The organism is Pantoea sp. GM_Pan_3, assembly GCF_026541045.1.
GTDB lineage: Bacteria > Pseudomonadota > Gammaproteobacteria > Enterobacterales > Enterobacteriaceae > Pantoea > Pantoea anthophila.
In genome coordinates this window covers 310341-327631 of record NZ_JALNVA010000005.1, presented here as the reverse complement: position 1 = coordinate 327631, position 17291 = coordinate 310341, and the positions used below count along the sequence as shown (strand labels likewise).

The 17291-nt window shown below is 56.2% G+C and carries 16 protein-coding genes and 3 tRNA genes; all 19 read right to left on the bottom strand.

The annotated features are described in order from the left end of the window. Positions 1 to 133: 133 nt before the first annotated feature. A tRNA-Lys gene (locus tag OXR04_RS16450) sits at positions 134 to 209 on the bottom strand. A gap of 46 nt (positions 210 to 255) precedes the next feature. After that, positions 256 to 331, bottom strand: a tRNA-Lys gene (locus tag OXR04_RS16445). A 67-nt stretch (positions 332 to 398) separates the two neighbouring features. Further along, positions 399 to 474: transfer RNA gene (locus OXR04_RS16440), tRNA-Lys, on the bottom strand. Between the two features lie 164 nt (positions 475 to 638). Next, a complete protein-coding gene (cpoB, locus tag OXR04_RS16435; protein WP_267371932.1) occupies positions 639 to 1433 on the bottom strand; it encodes a cell division protein CpoB in 795 nt (264 codons plus the stop codon). Between the two features lie 9 nt (positions 1434 to 1442). Beyond that, entirely contained in the window at positions 1443 to 1970 is a 528-nt protein-coding gene (gene pal / locus OXR04_RS16430; protein ID WP_009091388.1) for a peptidoglycan-associated lipoprotein Pal, read from the bottom strand. A 51-nt stretch (positions 1971 to 2021) separates the two neighbouring features. Then, positions 2022 to 3317: a Tol-Pal system beta propeller repeat protein TolB gene (gene tolB / locus OXR04_RS16425; protein WP_046101431.1), complete on the bottom strand. Its 1296-nt coding sequence runs from the start codon at positions 3315 to 3317 to the stop codon at positions 2022 to 2024. 115 nt (positions 3318 to 3432) lie between these two features. Then, the gene (gene tolA / locus OXR04_RS16420; RefSeq protein ID WP_267371934.1) at positions 3433 to 4773 is read right to left on the bottom strand and encodes a cell envelope integrity protein TolA; all 1341 of its coding nucleotides are present in this window, start codon (positions 4771 to 4773) and stop codon (positions 3433 to 3435) included. 27 nt (positions 4774 to 4800) lie between these two features. Then, positions 4801 to 5229, bottom strand: a complete 429-nt coding sequence (gene tolR / locus OXR04_RS16415) for a colicin uptake protein TolR (RefSeq protein WP_267372088.1) — start codon at positions 5227 to 5229, stop codon at positions 4801 to 4803. A 13-nt stretch (positions 5230 to 5242) separates the two neighbouring features. Then, the gene (gene tolQ, locus OXR04_RS16410; protein WP_009091396.1) at positions 5243 to 5929 is read right to left on the bottom strand and encodes a Tol-Pal system protein TolQ; all 687 of its coding nucleotides are present in this window, start codon (positions 5927 to 5929) and stop codon (positions 5243 to 5245) included. Next, on the bottom strand, positions 5926 to 6330 hold the full coding sequence (ybgC, locus tag OXR04_RS16405; RefSeq protein ID WP_009091398.1) for a tol-pal system-associated acyl-CoA thioesterase: 405 nt from the start codon (positions 6328 to 6330) through the stop codon (positions 5926 to 5928). The genes tolQ and ybgC overlap by 4 nt, the downstream gene beginning before the upstream one ends. A gap of 177 nt (positions 6331 to 6507) precedes the next feature. Next, positions 6508 to 6801 carry a cyd operon protein YbgE gene (gene ybgE, locus OXR04_RS16400; RefSeq protein ID WP_167431122.1) on the bottom strand — a complete coding sequence of 98 codons (294 nt, stop codon included), beginning with the start codon at positions 6799 to 6801 and terminating at the stop codon, positions 6508 to 6510. Further along, positions 6801 to 6905, bottom strand: a complete 105-nt coding sequence (gene cydX, locus OXR04_RS16395) for a cytochrome bd-I oxidase subunit CydX (protein WP_009091402.1) — start codon at positions 6903 to 6905, stop codon at positions 6801 to 6803. Before cydX ends, ybgE begins: the two co-directional genes overlap by 1 nt. 15 nt (positions 6906 to 6920) lie before the next feature. Beyond that, on the bottom strand, positions 6921 to 8060 hold the full coding sequence (gene cydB / locus OXR04_RS16390) for a cytochrome d ubiquinol oxidase subunit II (protein WP_267371937.1): 1140 nt from the start codon (positions 8058 to 8060) through the stop codon (positions 6921 to 6923). A gap of 11 nt (positions 8061 to 8071) precedes the next feature. Then, complete coding sequence (gene cydA / locus OXR04_RS16385) at positions 8072 to 9643, bottom strand: cytochrome ubiquinol oxidase subunit I (RefSeq protein ID WP_267371938.1); 1572 nt, start codon at positions 9641 to 9643, stop codon at positions 8072 to 8074. A 571-nt stretch (positions 9644 to 10214) separates the two neighbouring features. Beyond that, entirely contained in the window at positions 10215 to 11090 is an 876-nt protein-coding gene (gene sucD, locus OXR04_RS16380) for a succinate--CoA ligase subunit alpha (RefSeq protein ID WP_009091407.1), read from the bottom strand. Continuing rightward, positions 11090 to 12256 carry an ADP-forming succinate--CoA ligase subunit beta gene (sucC, locus tag OXR04_RS16375; protein WP_009091408.1) on the bottom strand — a complete coding sequence of 389 codons (1167 nt, stop codon included), beginning with the start codon at positions 12254 to 12256 and terminating at the stop codon, positions 11090 to 11092. Before sucC ends, sucD begins: the two co-directional genes overlap by 1 nt. A gap of 70 nt (positions 12257 to 12326) precedes the next feature. Continuing rightward, a complete protein-coding gene (gene odhB, locus OXR04_RS16370) occupies positions 12327 to 13550 on the bottom strand; it encodes a 2-oxoglutarate dehydrogenase complex dihydrolipoyllysine-residue succinyltransferase (RefSeq protein WP_009091410.1) in 1224 nt (407 codons plus the stop codon). A gap of 15 nt (positions 13551 to 13565) precedes the next feature. Beyond that, on the bottom strand, positions 13566 to 16373 hold the full coding sequence (gene sucA / locus OXR04_RS16365) for a 2-oxoglutarate dehydrogenase E1 component (protein ID WP_009091412.1): 2808 nt from the start codon (positions 16371 to 16373) through the stop codon (positions 13566 to 13568). Positions 16374 to 16573: 200 nt separating this feature from the next. Continuing rightward, positions 16574 to 17290 carry a succinate dehydrogenase iron-sulfur subunit gene (locus OXR04_RS16360; protein WP_009091413.1) on the bottom strand — a complete coding sequence of 239 codons (717 nt, stop codon included), beginning with the start codon at positions 17288 to 17290 and terminating at the stop codon, positions 16574 to 16576. Between the last annotated feature and the right edge of the window lies 1 nt (position 17291).

The window sequence follows — 17291 nt, the reverse complement described above, 5'->3', positions numbered from 1 at the left end:
GAGACAGGCCTGCTCTCCTCATCATGCAGAAGCAGCCCGCGCCAGTAGCGCGTTCAGAGAAGGAAAGCGTCCCGCACCGTAAAGTCCGTGCCCTGGAAACGAAAAAAGCGCCCTGAGGGCGCTTTTTCTTAATTGGTGGGTCGTGCAGGATTCGAACCTGCGACCAATTGATTAAAAGTCAACTGCTCTACCAACTGAGCTAACGACCCGCTGGGGGCTTACAACCGTTCAGCTCGCCAGGCGGCTGAAGTAAGATGGTGGGTCGTGCAGGATTCGAACCTGCGACCAATTGATTAAAAGTCAACTGCTCTACCAACTGAGCTAACGACCCATCTTAGGTTGTGAAGCAATCCTGAACTCTTCTTCGCGCGTCGCACTGATGCGCGACTGAGAGAAGATGGTGGGTCGTGCAGGATTCGAACCTGCGACCAATTGATTAAAAGTCAACTGCTCTACCAACTGAGCTAACGACCCATCTTCAGGCTTGCCAGACACTTTGCATTGTGTCCCGGCAACGGCGGCATATATTACTGATTTAGCGGGGTAGCGCAACTCTTATTTCTGCTAAATGCTTCAGTTGCTTACCTTTCATACGGCAAGACCAGAAATCACACGATATCTGGCCTGAACCGTACCGATTACAGACCTGACAGACGTTTTTGCGCCTGTTTTGCAGATTCGCTATCAGGATAAAGTTTGATCACCTGCTGGAAGACCGCTTTGGCTTTCGCCGTGTCTTTCTTCTCCTGCATGATCATACCCACCTTCAGCAACGCCTCTGCGGCTTTTGGCGACTTCGGATAGTTTTTCACCACCGTGGCGTAATAATAAGCCGCGTCGTCCTTTTTGCCTTTGTTGTAGTTCAGCTGCCCCAGCCAGTAATTGGCGTTGGGCTGATAGGTCGAATCGGGGTAACGCTTGACCCACGCCTGAAGCGCACTGATCGCCTGATCATACTGTTTCTTTTCCAGAATCAGCGCCACAGCCGCATTGTAATCGCTGTTGGCGTCACCGGTCTGCGCAGGTGCGCTCTCCGTTGATGCCGCTGCGCCTGTGCTGGCTGCTGCACCGGTATCGGCTGCGGCATCACCGCCCGCCGCCTGCTGGCCGCCGCTGCTGCTGGCGCTGCTCAGGCTGTCGATCTGCTGGTAGAGCTGCTTCTGGCGCTCAACCACCTGATTCAACTGATACGTATTTTGCTGGATTTGCCCACGCAGCGCGTCGATATCACGCTGATTGTCGCTCATCTGCTGCTGCAATTGCTGCATCAGCTGCGCCTGGGCATTAGAGATTCGTTCGAGAGTGGTGACACGGTCTTCGACCGAGCCGGAGCCAACGCTACTGATTGACGCTTGGGCATTAGCGGCCCAGGGGGCCGCTACGCCAATCAGTAACGACAGACTCAACAGATGACGTCTGAAGTTACTAACCATGTGATTCTCTTAGTAGACCAGTACGGCACGACGGTTTTTAGCATACGCTGCTTCGTCATGACCCAGAACGGCTGGCTTCTCTTTACCGTAAGAAACGATAGACATCTGATCAGCTGACACGCCTTTGCCCTGCAGGTACATTTTAACCGCGTTAGCACGACGTTCGCCCAGGGCGATGTTGTATTCCGGCGTACCGCGCTCATCCGCGTGACCTTCGATGGTCACTTTGTAGGATGGGTTGCTGCGCAGGAAGGAAGCGTGCTGATCCAGCATCTGTGCGTAATCAGACTGAACGTCATACTTGTCCAGACCGAAGTACACGATGTTGTTCTGCTGCAGCTGCTGCATCTGCAGACGCGCCTGCTCGTCAGAAGACATGTTGCCGCCGTTGCCGTTCATGCCAGAGTTTGCACCGTAAGCGCCATCAGCGCCCATGCCAGTCTGGTCATTGTTGTTGTTTTTGTGTGAGCTACAAGCCGCTACTGCCAGAACCGGCAGAGCCAGCATCAAACCCTTCAGCATTTTGTTCAGTTGCATTTCAAAAATCCCATTATTGTTTATTGTTTGCGATGTCTGATCGATCAGACATTACAGATACGGCGACCAGGCAGGAAATTTGACCTGTCCATCGGTTGCCGGAAGACGCGCTTTGAAACGGCCGTCGGTTGAAACCAACTGCAGCACGGAACCCATCCCCTGAGTAGAGCTATAGATTACCATTGTGCCGTTTGGTGCCAGGCTCGGCGTTTCATCCAGGAACGTGTCCGTTAACGTTTGAACGGCTCCCGTTTCCAGATCCTGTTTGGCGACGTGCTGTGATCCACCGCTGGTGCTGATCATCACCATGGATTTGCCATCGGTTGCAACATCCGCATCCTGGTTCTGACCGCCTTCCCAGGTAATACGTTGTGGCGCGCCGCCATTAATGCCTACTTTATAAATCTGAGGTGCACCCGCCTGATCCGAGGTATAAGCCAGCGTCTGGCTGTCCGGGAACCAGGTTGGTTCTGTACTGTTATAACGGCCATCGGTGACCTGACGCGTCTGACCTGAAGCCAGATCCATCACATAGAGGTTCAGGCTGCCGGTTTTAGAGAGCGCGAAAGCCAGCTTAGAGCCATCCGGTGAGAACGCCGGGGCACCGTTGTGGCGCGGGTACGAGGCGACCTGACGGATAGCCCCGTTCGACAGCGTCTGAACCACCAGCGCAGACTTGCCGCTTTCAAAGGTCACGTAAGCCACTTTGCTGCCATCCGGAGACCAGGCTGGCGACATCAGAGGCTGTGGTGAACGATGAACCACAAACTGGTTGTAACCATCATAATCCGCTACGCGCAGCTCATACGGGAACTGGCCGCCGTTGGTCTGCACGACATAGGCGATACGGGTACGGAAAGCGCCCTTGATGCCGGTCAGTTTCTCGAAAGTTTCATCACTGGCGGTGTGACCGGCATAACGCAGCCACTGTTTGGTGACTTTATAGGTATTCTGCGCCAGCACGGTTCCCGGTGCACCACCGGTATCGACCAGCTGATAAGAAACCTGATAGCTGCCATCCGGGTTAGCGGCGACCTGACCGACCACAACTGCGTCGATGCCCAGGGCGCTCCAGGCCGCAGGCTGAACTTCCTGTGCGCTGCCAGGCTGCTGAGGCAGACGTGAGCGATCCAGCGGATTAAATTTGCCGCTGTTGCGCAGGTCAGCGGCCACGATGCCGCCGATATCTTCCGGCGCGGCACCTGCACCCGTCCACTTAAATGGCACAACGCCAATCGGGCGTGCGGTGTTGACGCCCTGGGTAATCTCAATTCGAACTTCTGCATGCAGCATGGCTGCCCACAGCAGGATAAAAAAGCCTAACGTAACGCGAAGAGCTTGCTTCATTTTATCTCCCTTATCTGAACCTCAGTCCACGATAATTGGCACTGTTCCTGGAAACCACGAGTAGAACTTAAGTACGGCAAGCTAAACATAGATCAACTTGCCGCCCGTTACTGCATTATTGCGGTTTAAAACGCATAGGGGCGTTCTTAAACACTTCGTAGACCGCCTGGGAAGGCGGCTTCGGAATACGTGCCTGTCGGGCGGCGGTAATCGCGGCCTGACAGAGCGCGGGGTCCCCACCTTCTGACTTAACATCAATCAACAGGCCATCCGGCGCAAGTTTAATCCGCAAATCACAGGTTTTTCCGCGATACAGATCGGCATCATAGAAGCGGCTTTGAATCGCACTGACCACCTGCCCCATGTAGGAGTTGATTTCCGCGCCTGACGCACCCGCTTTCTTCTGGTTTCCCTGCCCTGCTGCGCCGCCGCCAGCGGCCCCGCTTTTCGGTGCATTTTTACCGGAAGCCAGTCCACCCAGCAGATCGTCGACATCGCTGTCGTTGGCCGCATCGGCGGCGGCTTTCGCTTTCGCGTCGGCTTTGGCCTTCGCGGCGGCATCGGCTTTCGCTTTGGCAGCCGCGTCCGCTTTGGCTTTCGCTGCCGCATCGGCTTTCGCTTTGGCCGCGGCTTCCGCTTTCTCTTTCGCCGCTTCTTTAGCCGCCTCTTTCGCGGCTTCCGCTTTGGCTTTTGCGGCTTCTGCCGCTTTCTCTTTCGCTGCCTCTGCGGCTTTTTCTTTGGCTTCTGCGGCTTTCTCTTTCGCCTCTTCAGCCGCTTTCGCTTTGGCCTCAGCGGCCGCTTTCACTTTAGCTTCCGCTGCCGCTTTGGCCTCCGCATCAGACTTTGCCTTCGCTTCGGCGACGGCTTTCTCTTTTGCCGCCACAGCAGCAGCGGCTTTCGCCTGCTGATCAGCCTGCTTCTTTGCTTCGGCAGCAGCCTGTTTCGCCTGCTCAGCCGCGGCTTTCGCCTGGGCATCCGCCTGCGCTTTAGCTTCAGCCTTCGCTTTTGCGGCTGCCGCTTCAGCGGTTTTCTGTTGCTCAGCCGCCTGTTTAGCGGCCTGTTCGGCCGCTTTCTGCTGCTCAGCCTGCTGTTTAGCCTCTTCTTTTGCCGCTTCCTGCGCTGCTAAGCGCTCTTTTTCCAGCGCTTTCAGACGCTGCTGTTCGGCGGCCTGCTTCTCCTGCAGCTCTTCAGCCTGCTGCTGCGCCTGCTTTTTACGCTGCTGCTCAGCACGCTGGCTGTCGCTCTGCTGGTTCTGCTGACGGTTATACTGGCTGACGACGGCGCCGGGATCGACCATCACCGCATCGATATCACTGCCGCCGCCACCCGCACTGCTGGGGTCAACATGCTCATTAAACGAGCTCCATACCAGCAGCGCGATCAGCACGATATGCAGAATCACCGAAATGATTATCGCGCGCTTTAACTTCTCGTTTTGCTCGGTTGCCTTCGACACACTCGGTTCCCAAAAAACGGTTCGATTTTAAATCGGCTGCGTCATCAAACCGACAGATTTAACACCCGCCTGGTGCAGCAGGTTGAGCGCTTTAATAATTTCATCGTAAGGCACCTCTTTCGCGCCCCCGATCAAAAAGACCGTCTTAGGATTCGCTTCCAGTCGACGCTGCGCTTCGCTGATCACCTGCTCGGGCGGAAGCTGATCCATGCGATCGTGATCCACCACCAGGCTGTACTGACCCACGCCCGCCACCTCAACAATCACCGGCGGATTGTCGTCGCTGGAAACGGTATTGGAGTCGGTCGCATCCGGCAGATCCACTTCCACGCTCTGGGTAATAATGGGTGCGGTTGCCATGAAGATCAGCAACAGCACCAGCAGGACGTCCAGCAGCGGAACGATGTTGATTTCCGACTTCAGGTCGCGGTGTTTGCGACCACGTACTCTGGCCATCATTAACCTCTGTTTACTTAGCGTTATCGCTGGAGAAAGCCTGGCGATGCAGGATGGCCGTGAACTCTTCCATAAAGTTGTCGTAGCCCTGCTCCAGTTTGTTGACGCGCTGGTTCAGGCGGTTGTACGCCATCACCGCCGGAATCGCGGCAAACAGACCGATCGCGGTCGCAATCAGTGCTTCAGCAATACCTGGCGCCACCATCTGCAGCGTCGCCTGCTTCACCGCGCCCAACGCGATAAAGGCGTGCATGATCCCCCAGACGGTGCCGAACAGCCCGATGTAGGGGCTGATGGAACCGACGGTGCCGAGGAAAGGAATGTGGTTTTCCAGCGTTTCCAGCTCGCGGTTCAGCGAGATGCGCATCGCACGGCTGGCGCCATCGATGACCGCTTCCGGCGCATGATTATTGGCGCGATGCAGACGGGCAAACTCTTTAAAGCCGGCGTAGAAAATCTGCTCAGAACCGGCCAGTTCGTCCCGACGCTCCTGACTCTCCTGATAGAGACGCGAAAGTTCGATACCCGACCAGAACTTGTCTTCAAACGCCTCCGCTTCTCTTCCGGCCGCATTCAGAATACGTGTGCGCTGAATAATGATGGCCCAGGAGGCAATAGAAAAGCCGATCAAAATCAACATGATAAGTTTGACCAGAAGGCTCGCCTTCAGGAACAAATCAAGAATGTTCATGTCAGTCACTGCTTGAACTCCGCGACAATAGACTTGGGAAGCGCAATCGGCTTCATCAGATGTGGGTTAATGCAGGCAATCAGGACTTCTGCCTCATTGAGCACTTTGCCTTCAGTATTCACGATACGCTGCGTGAACGTCATCGTGGCCCGTGTCATTGATGTCACTTCACTCTGGATCTCCAGAAGGTCATCAAGACGCGCCGCCGACAGGTAGTCCACCGTCATACGCCGTACCACAAAAGCGACCTGCTGCTCTAACAGCGTCTGCTGATTGAAATGGTGCTGTCGCAACATCTCGGTACGTGCTCGTTCATAAAAAGCGATATAGCTGGCGTGATAAACCACACCACCGGCATCAGTGTCTTCGTAGTAGACCCGAACCGGCCAGCGAAACAGCGTTGTACTCACTCTACATCCCGGCCTCGTTTTAAACGATGCTACTATACGCAAGAGAATTGGGGTTGGGAATGGGTCGCCAGAGCCAGGCGAAAATAATTATCGCTCCGTAACAAACGGAACGATTTCAGGGAGATTTATTGACCGTACGCTGACAAATATTCACTGACAGCGCCGGTAAGGCGGGGGCTAAACGTAAAAACGGTAAAGGGCAATCATTAACACCAGTATGGCGGGTAACGGCGTAAACAGCGCCTGCCATCGGGTTTTTCGTGGCCGGAAACCCACGCCGTGGATCACCCCGCAGCAGACCGCCCAGATCAGCACCAGCGCCTGCAGCGCAGGTAACTCCCCTGCCTGATTGGCAAAGCGTGCAGGATCCCACATCACCCCGCCCGCCGTCAGCAGTGCCAGCAGCAGAGAGAGGGCCCGTAACGGGCCCTTATCCATCAGATCATACAGCATCCGAATCAGCGTTCGCATCAGTGAGACTCATCCTGCGCTTCAATGTGCTCAATCGCCAGCGCGGTGATGATACCAAAGGCACAGGCCAGCAGAGTGCCGAGAATCCAGGCAAAATACCACATGCGACATCTCCTTAATCAGTAGAGTGAGTGACTGTTGCTTTCAATATGCTCTTTGGTGATACGACCAAACATCTTCCAGTAGCACCAGGTGGTGTAGGCGAGAATGATCGGCACAAAGATAACGGCGGCAATGGTCATGGTTTGCAGCGTCAGCAGGCTGGACGTGGCGTCCCACATCGTCAGGCTGGTGCCCGGCACGGTGCTGGACGGCATGATGAACGGGAACATCGCAATACCCGCCGTCATGATGACGCAGGCCAGCGTCAGCGAGGAGAACAGGAACGCCCAGGCCCCCTTCTCCACCCGTGAGCAGAAGATGGTCAGCAGCGGCAGAAGCACACCCAGCAGCGGGAACAGCCACAGCACAGGATGCTGCTGGAAATTCACAAGCCAGGCTCCCGCTTCGCGCACCACGGTTTTACCCAGCGGGTTGGAGGCGGCGAAGTGATCCAGAGGGCTGGTCACTACATAGCCATCAATGCCATATTTCACCCAGACACCCGCCAGGATGAAGCAGACCATCATCACCAGCGCGGCAAGCTGTGCGGCGGTGCGTGAACGCAGATGCAGTTCACCGGTGGTGCGCATCTGCAGATAGGTCGCACCCTGCGCCAGAATCATCGCCACACTGACCACACCCGCCAGCAGACCAAATGGATTCAGCAGCTGGAAGAAGTTACCGGTGTAGAACAGACGCAGATACTCGTCGGCATGGAACGGCACGCCCTGTAACAGGTTGCCAAACGCCACGCCAATCACCAGCGGCGGGACAAAACTGCCAATGAAAATGCCCCAGTCCCAGGCACCGCGCCAGCGGTTGTCTTCAATCTTTGAGCGGTAGTCGAAACCGACCGGACGGAAGAAGAGCGACGCGAGCACGAGGATCATCGCCACATAGAAGCCCGAAAAGGCGGCTGCGTAGACCATCGGCCAGGCGGCAAACAGCGCCCCGCCGGCGGTGATCAGCCAGACCTGGTTGCCGTCCCAGTGCGGGGCGATGGTGTTAATCATGATGCGGCGTTCGGTATCGGAGCGTCCCAGAATGCGTGTCAGCATACCGACGCCCATATCGAAACCATCGGCGACGGCAAAGCCGATCAGCAGCACGCCAATCAACAGCCACCAGACAAAGCGCAGAACTGCGTAATCAAACATGGTCGCTCTCCTTATCCCTGTACCGGCTGAGGGGTTGCCGTGATCTGCTCGTGGTGATAACGCCCGGTTTTCAGACTGCTCGGCCCGAGCCGGGCGAATTTGAACATCAGGTACATTTCAGCCACCAGGAACAGGGTATAGAGGCCACAGATCAGAATCATTGAGAACAGCAGATCGCCTGTGGTCAGGGAGGAGTTAGCCACCGCCGTCGGCAGAATTTCACCGATGGCCCAGGGCTGACGGCCATACTCCGCGACAAACCAGCCTGATTCCACCGCAATCCACGGCAGCGGAATCCCCAGCAGTGCCGCTTTCAGCAACCCACGGTTCTTACCGATGCGATTACGTATCACGCTCCAGAAGGAAAGCGTGATGATGGCCAGCAGCAGCACGCCGCAGAGCACCATGATGCGAAACGCGAAGTAAAGTGGCGCCACACGCGGGATAGAATCCTGCGTCGCCTGCCTGATCTGCGCGTCCGTCGCATCCGCCACGTTGTCGGTATAGCGTTTCAGCAGCAGACCGTAGCCGAGATCCTGTTTGTGACTGTTAAAGGCGTCACGTACTGCCGGATCCTGGCTGCCGCTGCGCAGCTCATTCAGCAGGGTGTAGGCCTTTATGCCGTTGCGGATGCGTACCTCATGCTGTGCCATCAGATCTTTCAGGCCGGTGACGGGCGTATCGGTGGATCGGGTGGCGATCAGGCCCAGCAGCCAGGGGATCTGAATCGCATAGCGGTTCTCCTGAGTCGCCTGATCCGGCAGACCAAACAGCGTAAATGAAGCCGGTGCCGGCTGGGTCTCCCACTCGGCTTCAATCGCGGCGAGTTTGGTTTTCTGCACGTCACCCATTTCATAGCCGGACTCATCGCCCAGCAGGATCACTGACAGCACCGCCGCCATACCAAAGCTGGCGGCAATGGCGAACGAGCGTTTTGCAAAGGCGAGATCACGCCCTTTCAGCATGTACCACGCGCTGATGCCGAGAATAAACATCGCACCGGTGGTATAACCCGCCGCCACGGTGTGTACGAATTTGACCTGCGCGACCGGGTTCAGCACCAGCTGCGAGAAGCTGACCATCTCCATACGCATGGTTTCGAAGTTGAATTCAGAGGCGATCGGGTTCTGCATCCAGCCGTTGGCGACCAGAATCCAGAGCGCCGACATGTTCGATCCCAGCGCCACCAGCCAGGTGACCGCCATGTGCTGCACTTTACCCAGCCGATCCCAGCCAAAGAAGAACAGGCCGACAAAGGTCGATTCCAGGAAGAACGCCATCAGACCTTCAATGGCGAGCGGCGCACCGAAGATATCGCCGACGTAGTGAGAGTAATAGGACCAGTTAGTGCCGAACTGAAATTCCATCGTCAGTCCGGTGGCCACACCCAGCGCAAAGTTAATACCAAATAACTTGCCCCAGAACTTCGTCATATCTTTATAAATCTGTTTGCCGCTCAGCACATAGACCGTTTCCATAATCGCCAGCAGAAACGCCATACCCAGCGTTAAAGGGACGAACAGAAAATGGTACATCGCCGTTAAGGCAAACTGTAATCGCGACAGCTCGACGATATCTAACATAAGGACTCCTTGCTCCTCGCTTTCTCTCAATTGCGCGCGCGAATCGCGAACGTAATCGGGGTCAGGAACGACTGTTTATTGATTCCAGTTTTTTTATTACCCGCAGACCCGGCCTGTAAGCTGCCGGGACAGGTCAGTCACGCATGCAGCAGCTCTGAATTGTCAATCCGCGCTTTCATTAACGCGTGCTTTAACAGGAGAAAAGCGGGTGTCATCCCGGGTTGAGCAGACGTTTGAAAATGTGTGTAAAAGGCTGGATTGATGCAGCGCAATTTACGCCCTTAGCGTTGCGCTTTGCCAGAGAAATAGTTGGATATAAATCGCGATTAATTGATCTGGAATAACGCAATAAGTTTCCAGATATGGTCAGGTAGGATTCTTGTTAATAAGATGTCATTACTTAAATCAGGAGTGAGAAAATAGATCACGTTTGCCATTATTTATTAACCTGGCAGGCGCCCGGACGACATGATCATGCAGCCTCTTTCCCTTCCCGCTGACGGTCCTCTCCCCCGGGTTAATCGCAAAAAAAAAGCCACCCGAAGGTGGCTGAGTCTCAGATGACGCTGGCTTATTTAGCCGGTAATACTGCTTTCACGGCGTCACCGATGTCCGCCAGACTGCGAACGGTCTTCACGCCTGCCGCTTCCAGCGCCGCAAACTTCTCATCAGCGGTGCCTTTACCACCGGCAATGATGGCGCCCGCATGGCCCATACGTTTGCCTTTAGGCGCCGTCACACCCGCGATGTAACCCACGACAGGTTTGGTCACGTGCTCTTTGATGAAGGCTGCCGCTTCTTCTTCTGCGCTGCCGCCGATCTCGCCGATCATCACGATCGCTTCCGTCTGCGGGTCATCCTGGAACAGTTTCAGGATGTCGATGAAGTTAGATCCCGGGATCGGGTCGCCGCCGATACCCACACAGGTCGACTGGCCGTAACCGATATCGGTGGTCTGCTTAACCGCTTCATAGGTCAGCGTACCGGAACGTGAGACGATACCCACGCGGCCCGGCTGGTGAATGTGGCCCGGCATGATGCCGATTTTGCATTCGCCTGGGGTGATGACACCCGGGCAGTTTGGACCGATCATCCGCACGCCCGCTTCATCCAGCTTCACCTTCACGGTCAGCATATCCAGCGTCGGGATACCTTCGGTGATGGTGATGATCAGTTTGATGCCCGCTTCAATCGCTTCCAGGATGCCATCTTTGCAGAACGGTGCCGGAACGTAGATCACGGTTGCCGTTGCGCCGGTCGCTTCTACCGCTTCACGCACGGTGTTGAACACCGGCAGGCCGAGGTGAGTCGTGCCGCCTTTGCCTGGCGTGACGCCGCCAACCAGTTGGGTACCATAGGCCAGTGCCTGTTCAGAATGGAAAGTCCCCTGGCCACCGGTGAAACCCTGGCAAATGACTTTGGTGTTTTTGTCGATCAGAATGGACATTATTTACCCTCCGCGGCAGCAACAACACGCTGTGCGGCGTCTGTCAGGCTGGTTGCTGCAATGATGTTCAGACCGCTGTCCGCCAGTTTCTGGGCGCCCAGCTCGGCGTTGTTACCTTCCAGACGTACCACCACTGGCACGTTCACACCCACTTCAGCGACTGCGCCGATGATGCCGTCGGCAATCAGGTCACAGCGTACGATACCGCCGAAGATGTTAACGAAGACGGCTTTCACCGCATCGTCAGAGAGGATGATTTTGAAGGCTTCGGTTACGCGCTCTTTGGTTGCGCCGCCGCCGACATCAAGGAAGTTTGCTGGCTGGCCGCCGTGGTGCTTAACGATGTCCATGGTGCCCATCGCCAGACCTGCGCCGTTAACCATACAGCCGATGTTGCCTTCCAGCGCAACATAGTTCAGTTCCCACTGTGTCGCGTGCGCTTCACGGGGATCTTCCTGGCTTGGATCGCGCATTTCGCGCAGCTCTGGCTGGCGGAACAGGGCATTGCCATCGGCACCCAGTTTGCCATCCAGGCAGATCAGGTCGCCCTGCTTGGTGATCACCAGCGGGTTGATCTCAACCATCGCCAGATCGCGCTCCAGGAACAGTGTCGCCAGACCCATAAAGATCTTGGTGAACTGGCCGACCAGCTTACCGGTCAGACCGAGTTTGAATGCCAGCTCGCGGCCCTGGTACGGCTGCGGACCGGTCAGCGGATCCAGCGCCATTTTGTGGATCAGATGCGGGGTCTCTTCCGCTACTTTTTCGATTTCCACGCCGCCTTCGGTTGAGGCCATGAAAATCACACGACGGGTAGCACGATCCACCACCGCGCCCAGGTAGAGTTCCTGGTCGATGTCGGTCGCGGCTTCAACCAGAATCTGGTTAACCGGCTGGCCGTTCGCATCTGTCTGATAGGTCACCAGGCGTTTGCCCAGCCAGTTTTCAGCAAAAGCACGGATATCTTCTTTGCTGTTAACCACTTTCACACCGCCCGCTTTACCGCGGCCACCGGCATGAACCTGACATTTAACTACCCACGGGCCTGCGCCAATTTTAGAGGCTGCTTCTTCCGCTTCACGTGGTGTAGTACAGGCGTAACCCGTTGGTGCCGGCATGCCATACCGTGCAAACAGCTGTTTCGCCTGGTATTCGTGTAAGTTCATGATGTTCTATCCATTCAGGTCTGAAAAGAGTAATGAGGTTGGGCGCACGCGAAGGTGCGCCCGGTGAAAATCAGACATCCAGCAGCAGACGTGCTGGATCTTCCAGCATCTCTTTCACTGCAACCAGATAACCCACAGATTCACGGCCATCGATCAGGCGGTGGTCGTAGGAGAGCGCCAGATACATCATTGGCAGCACCACAACCTGACCATTGACCGCCATCGGGCGATCTTTGATAGCGTGCATGCCCAGAATGGCGCTCTGCGGTGGGTTGATGATCGGCGTAGACATGAGTGAACCAAAGACGCCGCCGTTGGTGATGGTAAAGTTACCGCCGGTCAGATCCTCAACCGTCAGCTTACCGTCACGGCCTTTCACAGCCAGCTCTTTAATTTTCTTCTCGATGTCCGCCATGCTCAGCGCATCGACGTCACGCAGCACTGGCGTCACCAGACCGCGCGGCGTGGAGACCGCAATGCTGACGTCGAAGTAGTTGTGGTAAACCACATCTTCGCCATCGATAGAGGCGTTCACTTCCGGATAGCGTTTCAGCGCTTCAACGACCGCTTTCAGGTAGAAGGACATGAAGCCCAGACGCACACCGTGACGCTTCTCAAAAGCCTCACCATACTGCTTGCGCAGATCCATGATGGGCTTCATGTTGATTTCGTTGAAGGTGGTCAGCATCGCGGTGCTGTTTTTCGCTTCCAGCAGACGCTCAGCAACACGCTTACGCAGACGGGTCATCGGCACGCGTTTTTCGCTGCGATTCGCGATCGGCTGCGGCGCGGCAGCGGCTTCAGCGGCCGGTGCGGCAGCTTTGGTATCCTGCGGCTTGCTGGCAAGATGTTTTTCAACATCTTCACGGGTCAGACGTCCGCCCACACCGCTGCCTTTGATCTGCGAGGCATCCAGGTTGTGCTCAGCAATCAGACGGCGGATAGCCGGGCTGAGCGCATCGTTGCTCTCTTCTTCCAGCGACGCGGTCTGACGCTGAGCCGGAGTCGACTCTTTGCTTTCAGACTTCGCGCTGGTCTCTTTACCGGCGCTGTTGCCCTCTTTCAGGCGGCCCAGGATCTGGCGTGAAGTGACGGTGGCGCCCTCTTCTTCCAGCACGGCTTCCAGGATACCGTCAGCCGCCGCAGGCACTTCCAGCACCACTTTGTCGGTTTCGATTTCAACCAGCACTTCATCGCGAGTGACGGCATCGCCTGGTTTTTTGTGCCAGGTTGCCACTGAGGCATCGGCAACCGATTCAGGCAGGTCGGGAACGAGAATATCTACGCTACTCATTATCTTTCCTTTTAATTAATTAACGTTCAGCGCGTCATTAACCAGGTCTTGCTGCTGTTGTTGGTGTACGGACATGTAACCCACGGCCGGTGAGGCGGATGCCGGGCGGCCTGCATAACGTAAGGTCGCGCCAAACGGCACAACTTCACGGAAGTGATGCTGGCTGCAATACCAGGCGCCCTGATTCAGCGGCTCTTCCTGACACCAGACAAAATCCTGCACGTGAGAATACGCTTTTAATGCTTCCTGTACCGCCTGATGCGGGAAAGGATAGAGCTGCTCGATGCGCACGATGGCCACATCGGTCTGCTCGTTTTTACGACGCTGCTCCAGCAGGTCGTAATAGACTTTACCGGAACAGAGCACGACGCGTTTCACGCCCTGCGGATCGAGATCGTCAATTTCACCGATCGCCGGCTGGAAACTGCCGTTTGCCAGTTCATCCAGCGTTGAGATCGCCAGCGGATGACGCAGCAGTGATTTCGGTGACATCACAATCAGCGGACGACGCATACCGCGCAGCGCCTGACGACGCAGCATGTGGTAAACCTGCGCCGGGGTTGAAGGCACGCAGACCTGCATGTTCTGCTCAGCGCAGAGTTGCAGATAACGCTCCAGACGCGCAGAGGAGTGCTCCGGCCCCTGACCTTCATAGCCGTGCGGCAGCAGCATCACCAGACCACACATGCGGCCCCATTTCTGCTCACCGGAGCTGATGAACTGATCGATAACCACCTGTGCGCCGTTGGCGAAGTCACCAAACTGCGCTTCCCAGATGGTCAGGATGCGGGGTTCAGCCGTCGCGTAGCCATATTCAAAGGCCAGCACCGCCTCTTCGGACAGCACGGAGTCCCAGACTTTAAACTGGCCCTGACCACTGTGCACATGGTGCAGCGGGGTGTAGGTGGAGCCGTTCGCCTGGTTATGAATAACAGCGTGACGGTGGAAGAAGGTGCCGCGACCGGTATCTTCGCCCGACAGGCGCACCGGAATGCCTTCATCGACCAGTGTGGCGTAGGCCAGGTTCTCTGCCCCGCCCCAGTCGAAGGCTTTTTCACCTTCGGCCATCAGGCGACGATCGTTGTAGATCTTGGCGACACGCGACTGAACTTCCACCTCTTCAGGCACCTGGCTGATACGCAACGCCAGCTCCTTCAGACGTTTCAGCTCAACCTGCGCCGGATAAGGCTCATCCCACTCATGGTTCAGGTAAGGTGACCAGGTAAAGGAGTGCAGGCTCATCGGACGCCATTCCGGCACCACACACTCGCCCGCATCCAGCGCGTCACGGTAAAGATTGACCATCTCGGTCGCATCTTCCTGCGTGGCAACGGCTTCACCTTCCAGACGGTCGGCGTAGATTTTGCGTGGCGTCGGGTGTTTTTTGATTTTCTGGTACATCAGCGGCTGGGTCGCGCTTGGCTCATCCGCCTCGTTGTGACCATGACGGCGATAGCAGACCAGATCGATAAACACATCACGCTTAAAGGTGTTGCGGTAATCGAGTGCCAGACGGGTAACAAAGGCCACCGCTTCCGGGTCATCAGCGTTGACGTGGAAGATCGGCGCCAGCACCATTTTGCCGATGTCGGTGCAGTATGGCGTAGAGCGCGCATCTTTCGGGTTAGAGGTGGTAAAGCCCACCTGGTTGTTGATCACGATGCGAACCGTGCCACCCACTTCATAACCGCGCGCCTGAGACATGTTCAGGGTTTCCTGAACCACGCCCTGACCAATGACGGCCGCATCACCGTGAATGGTGATCGGTAAAACTTTATTGCTGGCGGGCTCATCGAGACGATCGAGACGGGCGCGAACCGAGCCCATCACCACCGGGCTGACGATCTCCAGATGCGACGGGTTAAACGCCAGCGCCAGATGCACCAGGCCGCCTTCCGTTTCCACGTCAGAGGAGAAGCCCATGTGGTACTTCACGTCACCGGTGCCCAGATGCTCTTTGTGTTTACCGGCGAACTCGTCGAACAGATCCTGCGGCTTTTTACCCAGCACGTTGATCAGCACGTTGAGACGGCCGCGGTGCGCCATACCCAGCACCACTTCACGGGTTCCGCTCTTACCGGCATGACGGATCATTTCGCGCAGCATCGGAATCAGCGCGTCGCCACCTTCCAGCGAGAAGCGTTTCGCACCCGGGAATTTCGCTCCCAGATATTTCTCCAGCCCTTCTGCGGCGGTCAGCTCTTTCAGGAAACCTTTTTTCTCTTCGTTGCTGAAAGCTGCACGGCCCGCCACGGACTCAAGACGCTGCTGGATCCAGCGTTTCTCATCGGTGTTGTTGATGTGCATATATTCCGCACCAATCGAGCCGCAGTAAGTCTGGGTCAGCGCCTCGAAGAGATCGGCCAGCTTCATGGTCTCTTTGCCGATGGCAAAAGAGCCGACGTTAAAGCTTTCCTGAAAATCGGCCTCGGTCAGATCGTGAAAAGCGGGATCAAGATCGGCCACCCGGTCCTGTTTCCACAGGCCAAGCGGATCGAGGTTGGCGTGCTGATGACCGCGAAAACGGAACGCGTTAATCAGCTGCAACACTTTCACTTGCTTGGAGTTGGTTTCCGGATCGGAGAGAGATGAGGTGTAACGAGATGCGTCTTTCGCCAGGCGACGGAAGTACTCACGTGTGGTGGAGTGAAACTGCTCAGGTTTCATTCCGGTGCCCGGTAACTGCTGGAACATCGAGCGCCACACTGCATCGACAGAGTCAGGATCGGTCAGGAAATCCTCATAGAGCTGCTCTATGTAAGACTGATTCGCGCCGGCCAGCCAGGAAGAGTCCAGCCAGGGTTTCATCGCGCTGTTCTGCATTGTGATCCCTTAAGCATTGCTATGCTTTTTTGAGGTTTCATTTGTTGCCGCTTTCGCGGTTTGCCGTAGTGAGTTCAGCGATACGAGCACTCTGCGCAGCGCGCGTGGCCCGTAAGGGAACCTTTGTAAACGTGGTCATCACCGCGCTTACAGAGGCTTCCGTAAAACACCGGGAACCTGAGGTTCCCGGCAAGTACACATCATGCACCGCGCTGCAGCAGCATCGACTTGATATGGCCGATGGCGCGCGTCGGGTTCAGCCCTTTCGGGCATACGCTCACACAGTTCATAATGCTGTGACAGCGGAATACGCTGAAAGCATCATTCAGATTGTCGAGGCGCGACTCGGTTTCGGTGTCGCGGCTGTCAATCAGGAAGCGGTATGCGGCCAGCAGACCGGCTGGACCAATGAACTTCTCCGGATTCCACCAGAATGACGGGCAGGAGGTTGAGCAGCAGGCACAGAGAATACATTCGTACAGGCCATCCAGATGTTCACGCTCATCCGGTGACTGCAGATGTTCACGTGCTGGCGGATTTTCCCCATTATTCAACAGGAAAGGCTTAATTTTCTCATATTGTGCATAAAACTGGCTCATGTCTACTACCAGGTCACGCACGACCGGTAAGCCCGGCAGCGGACGGATAACAATTTTCTGTTTTCCGTTGCCCAGTGCCGATACCGGCGTGATGCAGGCCAGACCGTTTTTACCGTTCATGTTGAGGCCGTCAGAGCCGCAGACACCTTCACGGCAGGAGCGACGGAACGCCAGGGTCGGATCTTTCTCTTTCAGGCGGATCAGCGCATCCAGCAGCATCATGTCACGACCATCTTCCGATTCCAGCGTGTAATCCTGCATACGCGGTTTGTCGTCGACGTCTGGATTGTAGCGATAAATTGAAAACTCGAGTCTCATC

What these genes read in the sequence shown, in the direction of transcription:
- cpoB (WP_267371932.1), bottom strand. Translation starts at nt 1,433, where the DNA reads ATGGTTAGTAACTTCAGACGTCATCTGTTGAGTCTGTCGTTACTGATT.
- cydX (WP_009091402.1), bottom strand. Translation starts at nt 6,905, where the DNA reads ATGTGGTATTTTGCCTGGATTCTCGGCACTCTGCTGGCCTGTGCCTTT.
- cydB (WP_267371937.1), bottom strand. Translation starts at nt 8,060, where the DNA reads ATGTTTGATTACGCAGTTCTGCGCTTTGTCTGGTGGCTGTTGATTGGC.
- cydA (WP_267371938.1), bottom strand. Translation starts at nt 9,643, where the DNA reads ATGTTAGATATCGTCGAGCTGTCGCGATTACAGTTTGCCTTAACGGCG.
- sucA (WP_009091412.1), bottom strand. Translation starts at nt 16,373, where the DNA reads ATGCAGAACAGCGCGATGAAACCCTGGCTGGACTCTTCCTGGCTGGCC.
- sucC (WP_009091408.1), bottom strand. Translation starts at nt 12,256, where the DNA reads ATGAACTTACACGAATACCAGGCGAAACAGCTGTTTGCACGGTATGGC.
- OXR04_RS16360 (WP_009091413.1), bottom strand. Translation starts at nt 17,290, where the DNA reads ATGAGACTCGAGTTTTCAATTTATCGCTACAATCCAGACGTCGACGAC.
- tolB (WP_046101431.1), bottom strand. Translation starts at nt 3,317, where the DNA reads ATGAAGCAAGCTCTTCGCGTTACGTTAGGCTTTTTTATCCTGCTGTGG.
- ybgE (WP_167431122.1), bottom strand. Translation starts at nt 6,801, where the DNA reads ATGCGAACGCTGATTCGGATGCTGTATGATCTGATGGATAAGGGCCCG.
- pal (WP_009091388.1), bottom strand. Translation starts at nt 1,970, where the DNA reads ATGCAACTGAACAAAATGCTGAAGGGTTTGATGCTGGCTCTGCCGGTT.
- odhB (WP_009091410.1), bottom strand. Translation starts at nt 13,550, where the DNA reads ATGAGTAGCGTAGATATTCTCGTTCCCGACCTGCCTGAATCGGTTGCC.
- tolR (WP_267372088.1), bottom strand. Translation starts at nt 5,229, where the DNA reads ATGGCCAGAGTACGTGGTCGCAAACACCGCGACCTGAAGTCGGAAATC.
- sucD (WP_009091407.1), bottom strand. Translation starts at nt 11,090, where the DNA reads ATGTCCATTCTGATCGACAAAAACACCAAAGTCATTTGCCAGGGTTTC.